We start from the raw sequence: 13,854 nt of genomic DNA, 5'->3' as shown, positions 1-13,854 counted from the left end.
CCCGCGGCCGGAGCGCGAAATGAAACTGCGTGAAACTAGAGTAGCTTGCGGAGCCGTCCGGCGACGGCTTCCGGCGTGAAGCCGAAATGCTCGAACAGGGCCGACGCCGGCGCGGACTCGCCGAAGCGGTCCATCGCCACGATGTCGCCGGCCGGACCGACGAAGGGATACCAGCTGTCCGGCACCCCGGCCTCCACTGCGAGCCGGGCCGTGATCGACGGCGGCAGGACCGCATCGCGCCATGCCGCATCCTGCGCGCGGAAAAGATCGATGCAGGGCATGGAGACCACGCGCACGGCGATCCCTTCCTTGGCGAGCAACGTCGCCGCCTGCATCGCCAGTTCCACTTCGGATCCCGTGGCGATCAGCAGCGCGACGGGGGGGCTCTCCGGCTCATGCAGTACGTAGCCGCCGCGGCCGATGGCCGCGAGCGTCGCCGCATCGCGGCTTTGCGCAGGCAGGTTCTGGCGCGACAGGGCGAGCACCGTCGGGTGCGACGCGCTTTCGAGCGCATCGCGCCACGCGACCGCGGTCTCCGCGACGTCGCACGGACGCCACACCCGCAGCCCCGGGATCAGGCGCAGGCTGGCGAGGTGCTCGATCGGCTGGTGGGTCGGGCCGTCCTCGCCGAGACCGATCGAGTCATGGGTGTACACGAGCGTCACCGGCTGGTGCATCAACGCGGCCATGCGCACGGCATTGCGGGCGTAGTCGGAGAACACCAGGAAGGTGCCGCCGTAGGGCCGGAAGCCGCCGTGCAGGGACAACCCGCTGAGCATCGCCGTCATGCCGAACTCGCGTACCCCGAAATGCAGGTAATTGCCGGCGAAGCCGCCCGCGGCGATGCGCACGCTGCCCTTGAAAAACGTGTTGTTGGACCCGCTCAGGTCGGCGGAGCCGCCGATCAGCTCGGGCAACAGCGGACCGAAGCCGTCCAGCGACTGCTCGGAGGCCTTGCGGGTGGCTACCTTGGCGCCGCTCGCCGCGAGCGCCGCGACGACCTCGTCGGCCGCCTTATCCCAGTCCGCCGGCAACTCGCCGGCCAGGCGCCGGGTCAGTTCCGCGTGCTCCGCCGGATACTCGCGCCCGTAAGCTTCGAGCCGTTGCTGCCAGGCCTCTTCCAGCGCGGCACCGCGCTCCCGCGCATCCCACCCGGCGCGAATCTCGTCGGGTATCACGAACGGCGCGTGCGGCCAGCCGATGTTCTCCCGGGTCTGCGCGACCTCCTCCGGGCCGAGCGCCGCGCCGTGGGTGGCCTCGGTGCCCTGCTTGTTGGGCGATCCCCAGCCGATCACGGTGCGGCAGCAGATCAGCGTCGGCCGGCCGGTCTCGGCGCGCGCCGCCTCGATGGCGGCCCTGATCGCCGCGGGATCGTGGCCGTCGACCGCCGGCACCACGTGCCAGCCATAGGCCGCAAACCGCGCCGGCGTGTCGTCGGTGAACCAGCCTTCCACCTCGCCGTCGATGGAAATGCCGTTGTCGTCGTAGAACACCACCAGCTTGCCGAGGCCCAGCGTCCCCGCGAGCGAGCACGCCTCGTGGGAAATGCCTTCCATCAGGCAGCCGTCGCCCGCGAAGACCCAGGTATGGTGATCGATGATGTCGAAACCCGGCCGATTGAACGACGCCGCCAGGGCGCGCTCGGCTACGGCCATCCCCACTGCGTTGGCGAGCCCCTGGCCCAGCGGACCGGTGGTGGTCTCGATGCCGATCTCGGGGTCGTATTCCGGGTGGCCCGCCGTGCGGGCGCCGAGCTGCCGGAAGTTGCGGATCTCGTCCATCCCCAGCGGGTAGCCGGCCAGGTGCAGGGTCGCGTACAGCAGCATCGAGCCGTGGCCGTTGGAGACGACGAAGCGGTCCCGGTCCGGCCAGCGCGGATTGCCGGGATTATGTCGCAGGTAGTCGTTCCACAGGACTTCGGCAATGTCCGCCATGCCCATCGGCATGCCGGGATGCCCCGAATTGGCTTGCTGGACGGCATCCATGCTCAACGCACGAATGGCGTTTGCGAGATCTCTGCGCGAGGGCATCTCGGCTCCGGAAAATCGCGTGAAGGGTAAACCCTGCATGTTCGCCGAATCACGCCGCAGCGGCAAGCCTGTGACCCCCGCCGGGTTCCTGGGGGCCGGAAACGGCTATACTACCGCTCTTTTTTCTGCCCCAACACGGAACGTAACCCATGGCCAATGATTTCCTGTTCACTTCGGAATCCGTCTCCGAAGGACACCCGGACAAGATCGCCGACCAGGTCTCCGATGCCGTCCTCGACGCCATCCTCAACGAAGACCCCAGGGCCCGCGTGGCCGTGGAGACCATGGTCAAGACAGGCATGGCGATCATCGCGGGCGAGGTGACGACCACCGCCTGGGTGGATCTCGAGGAAATCACCCGCCGCACCATTCTCGACATCGGCTACAACAGTTCCGAGCTGGGCTTCGACGGCGCCACCTGCGCCGTGCTCAACGCCATCGGCAAGCAGTCGCCGAACATCGCGCAGGGCGTGGACCGCACCGACCCCCGCTCCCAGGGCGCCGGAGACCAGGGGCTGATGTTCGGCTATGCCACCAGCGAGACCGAGTCGCTCATGCCGGCGCCGATCTACTACGCCCACAAGCTGGTGGAGCGCCAGGCCATCGAGCGCAAGAACGGTACGCTGCCGTGGCTGCGCCCGGACGCCAAGAGCCAGATCACCTTCCGCTACGAGGGCAACCGTCCCGTCGGCATCGATGCCATCGTGCTGTCCACGCAGCATGCCCCCGACATCGGCCGCAAGGAGCTCGAGGAAGCGGTGATGGAGGTCATCATCCAGCCGGTGATCCCGGCCGAGTGGCTGGACTCCTGCAAGCGCTTCCACATCAACCCGACCGGCTCCTTCGTCATCGGCGGCCCGCTGGGGGACTGCGGCCTGACGGGGCGCAAGATCATCGTCGACACCTACGGCGGGATGGCCCGCCACGGCGGCGGCGCATTCTCCGGCAAGGACCCCTCGAAGGTGGACCGCTCGGCGGCCTACGCGGCGCGCTGGGTGGCGAAGAACATCGTCGCCGCAGGGCTCGCCGAGCGTTGCGAAATCCAGATTTCCTACGCCATCGGCGTGGCCGAGCCGACCTCGATCACGGTCGAGACCTTCGGCACCGGCAAGGTGTCCAACCAGCGCCTCACGGAACTGGTGCGGGCGCATTTCGACCTGACGCCTTACGGCATCATCATGGAGCTGGACCTGATCCGGCCGATCTACCAGGCGACCGCGGCCTACGGCCATTTCGGTCGCAGCAACCCCGCGTTCACGTGGGAACAGACGAACAAAGCCGAGCTGTTGCGAAACGAAGCGTGAGTTTCGCGCGAAAGCAACCAGCAACGTCGAACAGAACCCGGAGCAAACCATGAGCAGCCAGACCGCACAGCCCCTTAAGCCCGACTACCACGTCGCCGACATCGGCCTCGCCGACTGGGGCCGCAAGGAACTCGCCATTGCCGAGACCGAGATGCCGGGGCTCATGGCCCTGCGCGCCAAGCACGGCCAGGACAAGCCGCTGAAGGGCGCCCGCATCGCCGGCAGCCTGCACATGACGGTGCAGACGGCGGTGCTGATCGAGACGCTGGTCGAGCTCGGCGCCGACGTGCGCTGGGCCTCCTGCAACATCTACTCCACCCAGGACCACGCCGCCGCCGCCATCGCCAAGGCCGGCGTGCCGGTCTACGCCTTCAAGGGGGAGACGCTGGACGAGTACTGGGAATTCACCCATCGCATTCTCGAGTGGGGCGACGGCGGCCTGCCGAACATGATTCTCGACGACGGCGGCGACGCGACCCTCGCGGTGACGCTCGGCGCCCGCGCCGAAAGCGATCCATCGCTGCTCGACAATCCCTCCAGCGAAGAGGAAGTCGCGCTGTTCAAGGCCATCAAGCGCCGCATCGAATCGCGCCCCGGCTGGTACACGAAGGCCCAGGAGAGCATCCGGGGCGTCACCGAGGAAACCACCACGGGCGTGCACCGGCTCTACCAGATGGAAAAGGAAGGCCGCCTGCCGTTCCCCGCCATCAACGTCAACGACTCGGTCACCAAGAGCAAGTTCGACAACCTCTACGGCTGCCGTGAATCGCTGGTCGACGGCATCAAGCGCGCCACCGACGTGATGATCGCCGGCAAGGTCGCGCTGATCGCCGGCTACGGCGACGTCGGCAAGGGCTGCGCCCAGTCGCTGCGCGGCCTCGGCGCGACCGTGTGGGTGACCGAGATCGACCCGATCTGCGCGCTGCAGGCGAGCATGGAAGGCTACCGGGTGGTCACGCTGGACGACGTCGTGGACAAGGTGGACATTTTCGTCACCGCGACCGGCAATTACCACGTCATCACCCACGACCACATGCTGCGGATGAAGAACCAGGCGATCGTGTGCAACATCGGGCACTTCGACAACGAGATCGATGTCGCCGGCCTGAAGAAGTACGAGTGGGACAACATCAAGCCCCAGGTAGACCACGTGATCTTCCCCGACGGCAAGCGCATCATCCTGCTGGCCGAAGGCCGCCTCGTGAACCTGGGCTGTGCCCACGGCCACCCGAGCTTCGTGATGTCGGCGAGCTTCACCAACCAGGTGCTGGCCCAGATCGAGCTGTTCGGCAACGACGGCCGTTACGAAAACAAGGTCTATGTCCTGCCGAAGGCGCTGGACGAGGAAGTCGCGCGCCTGCATCTCGAGCGGATCGGCGCGCACCTCACGACGCTGCGTCCCGACCAGGCCGACTACATCGGCGTCGCGCCGCAGGGACCCTACAAGCCGGACCACTACCGCTACTGAGCGGCTCCGGAGCGCTCAGGCGAAGCGCCGGTTCGTGGCCGTCACCCGGGCCACGAACCGGTGCGTGAGCCACCAGACCAGCGTGAAACCCGCCATCACCAGGCCCAGCCAGGCCAGTGGCGGCAGCCAGGGTTGCGGCTCGCCCGCGACCGGCCCGAGCACCCAGTTGACGCTGCGCCCCGGGGCCGCGAGCAGGAAGGACAGCAGCAGCACGCCGTAGCCGACGAGCAGCAAGAGCCGCCAGGCGCGCGGCTCGTAGCCCAGCCGCCAGGTCATCCAGAACAGCACGAAGGGCAGCGGCAGGTGATACAGCGAGAGCGCGCGCATGAACAGCGGGATCCCCGGATCGAACATGTAGCTGACGAGCTCACGCAGCGGCGCCACGCCCGCCAGGCCGCCGACGAAGGACACGATCCAGCCGAGCTCGGGCAACAGCGTGGCCACCAGCGCCATGCTCGCCAGCCAGCGGTTCTCGAGCCAGGCGGCCAGCAGCCCGGTCAACAGCGCCAGGTTGGAAAACCACAGGAAGCTGTGGGGCCCGTAATAAAACAGGTACGAGGGCACCATCACGGCCACGAACGCGAGATAGCCGAGCTTCAAGCCCGCCGGGATCAATCGCCTTCCCGTGCGCCCGCGAGTACGTCGTCGAGCCATTCGAGGAAGCGTCGCACATCCTCGGTGTCCGCCAGCGTGTAGTCGGCTGCGGTGGGGCGCGTCTCGTCGTGGCGCACCGCGATGCACACGCCATGGCCTGCCAGCGCGCGGAAGGCGTCCTCGTCCGTGATGTCGTCACCGAGGTAAACGGGGACGATGCCCGGCCGCGTGTCCGCGAGGCGCGCCAGGATCCAGCGCACCGCCTCGCCCTTGTGCCAGTCGATGCCCGGCCGCAGCTCGAACACCTTCTTGCCGTGCCCGAGGTGCAGGCCGGGTTCCTCGTCCAGCACGGTCTCCAGCAGCCCCTCGATCCGGTTCACCTCGGACGGCACCACGTTCCGATAGTGCACGGCGATGGAGTACTTCTTGCGCTCGACCGCGTGACCCTCGATGCCGGCCAGCCCCTCGCGGAGACGGCCCTCGGCCGCATCCAGCCGCCCGAGAAACTCGCTGCCTTTCTCCAGGGCCAGGCCCGAGCCCTCGGCGCCGGCAATTTCGAAACCGTGGCTGCCCGCCAGGAAAATGGCGTCGAGCGCCATGACCTCCCGCAGCCGGGCCAGTCCGCGCCCGCTGACGATGGTCACCGGACAGCGGGCCGCAAGCCGGGCGACGATCTCCCGCACCTGCGGATCGAGCAGGGCCTTGGCGTGGTCCGCCACGATGGGCGTCAGCGTGCCGTCGTAGTCGAGGAACAATGCCACGGGCCGGCCCGCGACACGGCGGCGGATTTCGTCTTCCCGGGACCATGCGGACGGCAGGTCGGCCAGTGCCCTCGACTGCGGCTCGGCACTCATCGCGTACGTCCCCGGGCGAGCTTCGATCCCCCAGCGCGGAAGATCGCCTTCTCGATCTCGACCAGCACGAACACCGCAAGGCCGACCGCCGTGCAAAGCGCCCACTGGGAAGCGTCGAGCGGAGCGGTTTCGAACAGGCGGTTCATGAACGGGACATGGGTCAGGAACAGCTGCAGCCCCAGGCATGCGGCGATCATCCACAGGGCGAGCGGATTGCCGGCCAGTCCCCGCGGGGTCCAGGAGGGCATGTGGAAGAATCTTGCGTTCAACAGATAAAAAACCTCGCCCATCACCAGTGCATTGACCGCCATGGTGCGCGCCACCGCCAGCGAGCCGGTTTCGCGGCCATGGACGAACAAGCCGCCCGTGCCGATCAGCAGCAACGCGCCCACGAAACAGATGCGCCAGACCATGAAGCCTGTCAGCAGCGGTTCGTCCGCGTGTCGCGGCGGGCGACGCATGATGTCATCCTCGGCGCGCTCCCAGGCCAGCGCGATTCCCAGCGTCACCGCCGTGATCATGTTGATCCATAGTATCTGCACCGGCGTGATGGGCAAGGTCCGGCCGGCGAGGATCGCGATGGTGATCACCAGCGCTTCCGCGACATTGGTCGGCAGCAGGAAGAGAATGGCCTTCTTCAGGTTGTCGTAGACCGTACGACCTTCCTCGACCGCGCGCCGGATCGAGGCGAAGTTGTCGTCGACCAGCACCATCGCCGCGGCTTCCCGGGCCGTATCGGTGCCCTGGCGGCCCATCGCGATGCCGATATCCGCCCGCTTGAGCGCCGGTGCGTCGTTGACCCCGTCGCCGGTCATCGCGATGACCGCCCCCTGGGCCTGCAGGGCCTTCACCAGGCGGAGCTTGTCCTCCGGGCTGGCGCGCGCGAAGACGTCCACCTGCTGCGCCTCGATACGCAATGCATCGTCGTCCAGTCTTTCCAGGTCGCGCCCCCGCAGCGCGCGGTCCGGATTCTCGAGGCCGAGCTCCGCCGCGATGGCGCGCGCGGTAAGCATGTGATCCCCGGTGATCATCTTCACCCGGATCCCCGCCCGCTGGCAGCTCGCGACCGCCTCGATCGCCTCCTCGCGGGGTGGATCGATGAATCCGACCAGGCCGAGCAGCACCAGGTCGCGCTCGGCCTCGTCTTCCGACAATGTCTGCTGCGCAGGTTTCGCTGCCTTGCAGGCGACGGCCAGCAGCCGCTGCCCGCGCGCCGCGATCTCGTCGATTCGATGCTGCCAGGCAGCCGCGTCGAGCTCTGCGATCCGGGCGCCGCGCAATTCGGCGCGACACATCTCCAGGATGCGTTCCGGCGCGCCCTTCACATAGATCGTGCCGCCATCCGACGGGTCGCGATTGAGCGACGCCATGTAGCGGCGCTCGGCGGCGAAGGGAATGGCGTCGAGCCGCATCCTGGCGCCTCGTTCCTGCTGTGGATCCAGGCCCGCCTTGCAGGCCAGCACGACCAGCGCGGCCTCGGTCGGATCGCCCTCCGGCCGCCACTCGTCTTTCACCCGGTGCAGGCTTGCGTCGTTGCACAACAGTCCGGCCCGCAGCAATGCGATGGCGGCCGGGCGTGCACCGGGCTCGATCTCCCGGCCGGCCACGCGAAACAGCCCCGCGGGACGATAGCCGACCCCTTCGACCTCGATGTCGTCCTCCGCGGTGCGCACCGTCCGCGCGGTCATTTCGTTGCGCGTCAGGGTGCCCGTCTTGTCCGAGCAGATGATGGTCACTGAACCCAGCGTCTCCACGGCCGGCAGGCGGCGGATGACGGCATTGCGCTTCGCCATGCGTTGCACGCCGATGGCCAGCGTCACGGTCATGACCGCGGGCAAGCCCTCGGGGATCGCCGCCACGGCGATCGATACCGCGGCGAAAAACATCTCGCCCCAGTCGCGATCCCAGGCCAGCAAACCGACGGAAAAAGCAAGCACAGCGACGAACAGGATGGCGAGACTCAGCTTGCGCGTGAACGCGTCGAGGCGACGCAACAGGGGCGTCTTGAGGGTTTCCACTTCCGCCAGCAGGCCGCTGATGCGTCCGATTTGCGTGGCATCGCCGATCGCCACCACGACGCCACGGGCCTGGCCCGCTGTCACCAGCGTGCCGGAGAAAACGAGGTTGCTCCGCTCGCCGAGTTCCGCGTCCGCGGCGACCGCTTCGAGCTGCTTGTCGACGGGTTCCGACTCCCCGGTCAACGCCGCCTCCTGGGTCTGCAGGCTCTTCATCTGCACGAGCCGCATATCCGCCGGCACACGATCTCCGGCCTCGAGGATCACGACATCGCCGGGCACCAGGGCGTCGGCCGGCACGCTGCGCCGCTCTCCGTCCCGCAGCACCCGAGCCGTCGCCGCGAGCATGTCGCGCACGGCTTCGAGAGCACGTTGGGCGCGTCCTTCCTGGATGAAACCGATCAGCGCGATGACCACCACGACGGCCAGGATCACGGCGCTGTCGAGCCACTTGCCCAGCAGCAGGGTGACTGTGGCGGCGACCAGCAGCAGGTAGATGAAAAGATTGTCGAACTGGCTCAGCAGGCGCGCCAGGGTGTGCCGCTCGGAGCGCGGCGTCAGCCGGTTGGGGCCGTGTTCCTGCCGGCGCCGCGAGACGGCCTCCTCGCCCAGCCCGACCGCGGGATCGACGTGCAGCGTGTCCAGGAGCTCGGGCACCGAAAGTGCATGCCACGCCGGCTGCCCGGATGCCGGCCTGCCGGAGCCGTCATGACCGGGCATCGTCCCACCCCGTGGTATGGCACCCTTCACGCTACCAAGCGTAGTGGAGGGCCCGGCTCCCTGCTATCAGCGCTTTCGCGCCAGTGTCAGGCCGTCGCCGATGGGCACCAGGGCCAGGTCGATGCGCGGATCGTCCAGGCGCTCGCGATTGAACGCGCGGATCGCCACCGTGTCCGGCGCCTGGTCCGCCGGGTCGGCCACGGCGCCGTCCCAGAGCGTGTTGTCCACCGCGATCAGGCCGCCGGGACGCAACAGCGCGAGCGAGCGTTCGAAGTAGTCCGGATAACCTTCCTTGTCGGCGTCGAGGAAGGCGAAGTCGTGGCACCCCGCCTCGCCGTCGGCCAGCAGCGCATCCAGGGTCTCCAGGGCCGGCGCGAGGCGCAGGTCGATCCGGTCCGCCACCCCGGCTTCGTCCCAGTAGCGCCGCGCCACGGCCGTGTATTCCTCGCTGATGTCGCAGGCGATGATGCGACCGTCATCCGGCATGGCGAGCGCCATGGCGAGGCTGCTGTAACCGGTGAACACCCCCACCTCGATGCAGCGCCGCGCATCGATCAGCTTCAGCAGCATGGCCATGAACTGGCCCTGCTCCGGCGCGATCTGCATGTTGGCGCTGGGGTGCTGCGCGGTTTCGGCGCGCAGGCGCGCGAGCAGCGGGTGCTCCCGCAGCGAGACGGACAACAGGTACGACTGGAGTGCGGGCTCGAGCCCTATGCTTCGATTAGACATGACGCAGTTCCCAATTTAACGGTTGCGGTTTGGTTAAACTACCAGTTGCCATCAAATTCTGAACGGGGTACGGGATGAGCGGGGATCGTCCGCTGCGCCTGCTCCAGCTCACCGACAGCCACCTGCGCGCTGCGCCTGGCGGCACGATCAAGGGCTGGGCCACGCGCGAATCGTTGCTATTGGCGCTCGAGGCCGCGCTCGAGGGCGAGGCGGCGCCTGACGCGATACTCGCCACCGGCGACCTGTCGCAGGACGGCACCCCGGCGTCCTATGCCCACGTGCGCGACATACTCGGCGCTCCCGGCGTGCCCGTCTACTGCATCCCGGGCAACCACGACCACCCGGACACCATGGCGGCTGCCTTGTCCGACGGACCGTTCTACTATTGCGGGGATCATCGCCTGGCCAGCTGGCGGCTCGTCATGCTGTCCACCTGGGACGGCGACCGCGGCGGGGGGCGGCTGTCCGAAACGGAACTCGAGCGACTCGACAGGGTGCTGCACAACGCCGCTGAGCCCAACCTGCTGGTCGTGCTGCATCATCACCCGGTGCCGATGAACTCCTGGCTGGACAAGGTGGGGCTCGACAACGCCGCGGCGTTTCTCGAAGTGACCGATCGCTGCAGCCGGTTGCGGGGAATCGTCTGGGGCCATGTGCATCAGCCGTATGACGGCGTCCGCAATGATGTGCGCCTGCTGGCGACGCCCTCGACCTGCTTCCAGTTTGTCGCGGGAGCGACCGATTCCGACGTCGACGCCCACGCCGGGCCCGGATGGCGCTGGCTGGAACTCTGGCCCGACGGCCGGATCGACACCCGCGTCGGGTATGCGCCGAAACCCGCCCGTTTCGGCGCATGACGCACACCCGGCCCGACGAACCCCGCCACGCCCTGGTCCGGTATTACGGCTGGCTCCGACGCTACGGCCTCAACGACTCCCACAGCGGCAACGCCTCCGTGCGCGACGGGGACAGGGTCTGGGTGACGCCGTCCGGCTGCGGCGGGGACACCCTCGCGCCCGGCGACCTGCTGGCCTGCCGCGCTGGCGAAGCGCCGCCGGCCGGCGCCTCGCTCGATGCACCGCTGCACCTGGCCGTGTACGCCGCGCGGCCCGACGCGGTGGCGGTGCTGCACAGCCACGGGCCACACAGCATCGCCATGACACTCGATGGCGAGGATTTCGTCCCGACCGACTTCGAAGGGCGCTATTACTTCCCGGTCGTGCCGGTGCTCGATATTCCGCACGACCTGTACACGGCACGCTCGCCAGCAGAAGTGGCGGCGGCGCTGGCCACCCATCGGATCTGCGTCGTGCGCGGCCACGGCGTCTACGCGGCGGCGGAAAGCATCGACCTCGCCTACAAGTGGACCTGTTCGCTGGAGTCCTCGGCGCGTATCGCCTGGCTGGCGCGCACCGCGGGCATCGACACCGGACGCGCCGGGTGATGCGCAAAATCATCCTGCCCGTCCTGCTGCTGTTCGCGCTGCAGCTGTCCTCGCCGCCGGCGGGCGCGGTGCCGCTCTGGTCCGTGCAGGCGCCGGATGGCAAGAGCACGGTGCTCGTGCTCGGCTCCGTGCACCTGTTGCGGCCGGCCGACCAGCCCCTGCCGCCTGCCGTCCATGACGCCTACCGGCGGGCCGGGCGCATCATGGTGGAGCTCGACCCGGCAGAGCTCGAGCCGGCCGCGACCCAGGCCGCCCTCGAGCGCATCGGCATCGCCACGCCGGGCCGCTCCGTGGCGGAATCGCTGCAGCCGGCCGAGTGGCGCCGCGCGGAGGCACTGGCCAGCGCTGCCGGGCTGGACCTGCAGGCCGTGTCGATGATGGAGCCCTGGTTCGCCTCGATCGTCCTCTACACGGACGCGCTCGGCGCCTCGGGCTACGAGGCGGAACTGGGGGTCGACCAGCAGGTCACGACCTGGGCCCAGCGGGACGGCAAGCCGGTGATCGGGCTGGAAACGCTCGAAGAACAGCTCCTGCTGTTCAAGACCCTGGGAGAGGAACGCCAGCGCGAGATCCTGCTCAAGACGCTGGAGGACGCCGCCGCGCTGGAAACCGACACCGACGCCCTCGTGGCGGACTGGCGCGCGGGCGACGCCGCGGCGCTGGCCGCGCGGCTGGCGACGGACTTCGAGGGTTACGAGGACCTGCGCGACAGCATCGTCATACGACGTAACCAAGCGTGGCTGTCGCGGGTCGAGGGACTGCTCGCCCTGCCCGGAACGAGCCTCGTGGTCGTCGGCGCACTGCACGTGGTGGGGCCGGATGGTCTGCCCCAGCTGCTGGAGGCACGCGGATACCGGGTGCAGAAGCTCGAAGATCGCTGAGGCCGGCAGGACTCCCGTGCGTCGGTGCCTGCCGGCATCCCTGCGGCCATGCTCAGATTTCGATCATCTCGAAGTCTTCCTTGCCCGCACCGCAGTCCGGGCAGCGCCAGCTGAGCGGGACGTCGTCCCACTTGGTGCCGGGTTCGATCCCGCCCTCCGGGTCGCCCTCGGCCTCTTCGTAGACATACCCGCAGATCACACACATCCATGCTTTCATCGTTAGCCCGTCGCAGCGATAATCGGAATGGCCGCGAATTCTCGCATGCACAGGCACCCCGACCCAAGCGAATGTCTCCGATCCCACCCACCGTGCTGGTCATCGCCGGCAACGACCCCTCCGGCGGCGCCGGAATCGCCGCGGACCTCCAGGCGATCAGCGCCCTCGGTGCGCACCCGGCCCCGGTCATCACGGCGCTCACGGTGCAGGACACCGTCGACGCGAGCCGGGTCGAAGCCGCGGCGGGCGAACTGGTGGCTGCGCAGATGAACGCGGTACTTGCCGACATCCCGGTGGCTGCCGTGAAGATCGGGCTGCTCGCCACGGCAGACATCGCCACTGCGGTCGCCGAGGTGCTCGCCCGGCATCCCGGCCTGCCGGTCGTGCTGGACCCGGTGCTGGTCGCTGCGGGCGGCGCACGCCTCGCGGAGGACGCGCTGGTGGACGTGATACTCCGGCGCCTCTGCCCGCTGACCACGTTGTTGACGCCGAATGCGCTCGAGATCCGGCGCCTCGCGCCCGGGCTCGACACCACGACCACGCGGGCCGGCGCCCTGCGTGCTGCGGGTTGCGATTTCGTGCTGGCGAAGGGCGGCGACGAGGAGGACACGGGGCACGGCGAGGTGGTGAACACGCTTTACGGGCCCCACGACACGCAGACATTCCGCTGGCCGCGTCTCGAAGGCAGCTTCCACGGGTCCGGCTGCACGCTCGCTTCCGCCTGCGCCGCCCGGATCGCGCTCGGCGACACGGTGGAAAAAGCCGTAGCGCAGGCGCAGGCGGACACCCACGCATGGCTGGAGGCGAGTTTCCAGCCCGGGCGCGGGCAGCGGGTGCCATGGCGACGACCCCGATGACGCGGTCGCGCGCGATCCCGGGAGCGCCGGGAGCGCCGTCGATGAGCCGGCCGTCGCTGCCGCGTGGCCTGTATGCCCTCACGGACCCGGACCTGCTGCCGGAGCCCCGGCTCGCGGAAGGTGTCGCGCAGGCCGTCGCCGGGGGCGCGCGCATCGTCCAGTTTCGCGACAAGACGGCAGGGGTCGCGGCGCGACGACGACGGGCTCGAGAGGTCCTCGCGGCCTGCCGCGCCGGCGGCGCCCTGTGCATCGTCAACGATGATGCGGCCCTCGCCGCCGAAATAGGCGCGGACGGCGTCCATCTCGGCCGGGACGATGCGGACCCGCGGCGCGCAAGAGCGCTCATCGGACCGGACCGGCTGATCGGCGTGTCCTGCTACGATCGCCTCGATCTCGCCAGCGCGGCGGTCGATGCGGGCGCCGACTATGTCGCTTTCGGCAGCGTCTGGCCGTCTCTCAGCAAGCCGGGCGCGGTGCGGGCGCCGCTGGCGTTGCTCCGGGAAGCCGCGGCCGTGCTGCGGGTCCCGGTGGTCGCCATCGGCGGCATCACGCGCAGCAATGCCGCCGAAACTATTGCCGCGGGCGCGCACTGCGTGGCGGTGATCCATGATCTTTTCGGCGACCCCGACCCGCTGCGTGCCGCGCAGGTACTTTCCGCAGCCTGCGAGCGAGGGCGCGCAGCGCTAAAATGATCGTTTTTGCCGGGCGGCGCTCCGCGGCCCGGCCCATTGCAGGAGGCCC

At 68.8% G+C, this 13,854-nt stretch carries 13 protein-coding genes; 7 read left to right on the top strand and 6 right to left on the bottom strand.

The window, feature by feature from the left end:
• Nucleotides 1-35: 35 nt before the first annotated feature.
• Nucleotides 36-2,030: a transketolase gene (gene tkt / locus G6032_RS02270; RefSeq protein ID WP_165280510.1), complete on the bottom strand. Its 1,995-nt coding sequence runs from the start codon at nt 2,028-2,030 to the stop codon at nt 36-38.
• Between the two features lie 149 nt (nt 2,031-2,179).
• Here tkt and metK point away from each other — a divergent pair, with 149 nt between their 5' ends.
• Nucleotides 2,180-3,334, top strand: a complete 1,155-nt coding sequence (metK, locus tag G6032_RS02265; protein ID WP_165280509.1) for a methionine adenosyltransferase — start codon at nt 2,180-2,182, stop codon at nt 3,332-3,334.
• 49 nt (nt 3,335-3,383) lie between these two features.
• On the top strand, nt 3,384-4,802 hold the full coding sequence (ahcY, locus tag G6032_RS02260; RefSeq protein WP_165280508.1) for an adenosylhomocysteinase: 1,419 nt from the start codon (nt 3,384-3,386) through the stop codon (nt 4,800-4,802).
• A gap of 15 nt (nt 4,803-4,817) precedes the next feature.
• On the opposite strand, the gene G6032_RS02255 is transcribed toward ahcY, so the two are convergent.
• The 4 genes from G6032_RS02255 to G6032_RS02240 form a co-directional block, all read right to left on the bottom strand.
• Nucleotides 4,818-5,369, bottom strand: a complete 552-nt coding sequence (locus G6032_RS02255; RefSeq protein WP_240901915.1) for a hypothetical protein — start codon at nt 5,367-5,369, stop codon at nt 4,818-4,820.
• Between the two features lie 44 nt (nt 5,370-5,413).
• Nucleotides 5,414-6,250 carry a trehalose-phosphatase gene (gene otsB, locus G6032_RS02250; protein ID WP_165280506.1) on the bottom strand — a complete coding sequence of 279 codons (837 nt, stop codon included), beginning with the start codon at nt 6,248-6,250 and terminating at the stop codon, nt 5,414-5,416.
• Nucleotides 6,247-8,985, bottom strand: a complete 2,739-nt coding sequence (locus G6032_RS02245; protein ID WP_165280505.1) for an HAD-IC family P-type ATPase — start codon at nt 8,983-8,985, stop codon at nt 6,247-6,249. Before G6032_RS02245 ends, otsB begins: the two co-directional genes overlap by 4 nt.
• Before the next feature lie 66 nt (nt 8,986-9,051).
• Nucleotides 9,052-9,714: a class I SAM-dependent methyltransferase gene (locus tag G6032_RS02240; RefSeq protein ID WP_165280504.1), complete on the bottom strand. Its 663-nt coding sequence runs from the start codon at nt 9,712-9,714 to the stop codon at nt 9,052-9,054.
• Nucleotides 9,715-9,788: 74 nt separating this feature from the next.
• Between G6032_RS02240 and G6032_RS02235 the strand changes: the two genes are divergently transcribed.
• The 3 genes from G6032_RS02235 to G6032_RS02225 are packed head-to-tail and all read left to right on the top strand — an operon-like array spanning nt 9,789 to nt 12,039.
• Complete coding sequence (locus G6032_RS02235; RefSeq protein ID WP_165280503.1) at nt 9,789-10,571, top strand: metallophosphoesterase; 783 nt, start codon at nt 9,789-9,791, stop codon at nt 10,569-10,571.
• The gene (locus tag G6032_RS02230) at nt 10,568-11,158 is read left to right on the top strand and encodes a class II aldolase/adducin family protein (protein ID WP_165280502.1); all 591 of its coding nucleotides are present in this window, start codon (nt 10,568-10,570) and stop codon (nt 11,156-11,158) included. Before G6032_RS02235 ends, G6032_RS02230 begins: the two co-directional genes overlap by 4 nt.
• Nucleotides 11,158-12,039 (top strand): TraB/GumN family protein, encoded by an 882-nt coding sequence (locus G6032_RS02225; RefSeq protein WP_165280501.1) that lies wholly within the window; start codon nt 11,158-11,160, stop codon nt 12,037-12,039. Before G6032_RS02230 ends, G6032_RS02225 begins: the two co-directional genes overlap by 1 nt.
• 52 nt (nt 12,040-12,091) lie before the next feature.
• Here the strand turns inward: G6032_RS02225 and G6032_RS02220 are convergent, their stop codons facing one another.
• A complete protein-coding gene (locus G6032_RS02220; protein WP_165280500.1) occupies nt 12,092-12,256 on the bottom strand; it encodes a rubredoxin in 165 nt (54 codons plus the stop codon).
• A gap of 71 nt (nt 12,257-12,327) precedes the next feature.
• Between G6032_RS02220 and G6032_RS02215 the strand changes: the two genes are divergently transcribed.
• The gene (locus G6032_RS02215) at nt 12,328-13,113 is read left to right on the top strand and encodes a hydroxymethylpyrimidine/phosphomethylpyrimidine kinase (protein WP_165280499.1); all 786 of its coding nucleotides are present in this window, start codon (nt 12,328-12,330) and stop codon (nt 13,111-13,113) included.
• A 41-nt stretch (nt 13,114-13,154) separates the two neighbouring features.
• On the top strand, nt 13,155-13,805 hold the full coding sequence (thiE, locus tag G6032_RS02210) for a thiamine phosphate synthase (RefSeq protein ID WP_165280498.1): 651 nt from the start codon (nt 13,155-13,157) through the stop codon (nt 13,803-13,805).
• Nucleotides 13,806-13,854: the final 49 nt, after the last annotated feature.

This window comes from Wenzhouxiangella sp. XN24 (genome assembly GCF_011064545.1).
In the GTDB taxonomy this organism is placed as follows: Bacteria; Pseudomonadota; Gammaproteobacteria; order Steroidobacterales; family XN24; genus XN24.
This window is presented reverse-complemented; position numbering and strand designations above follow the sequence as displayed.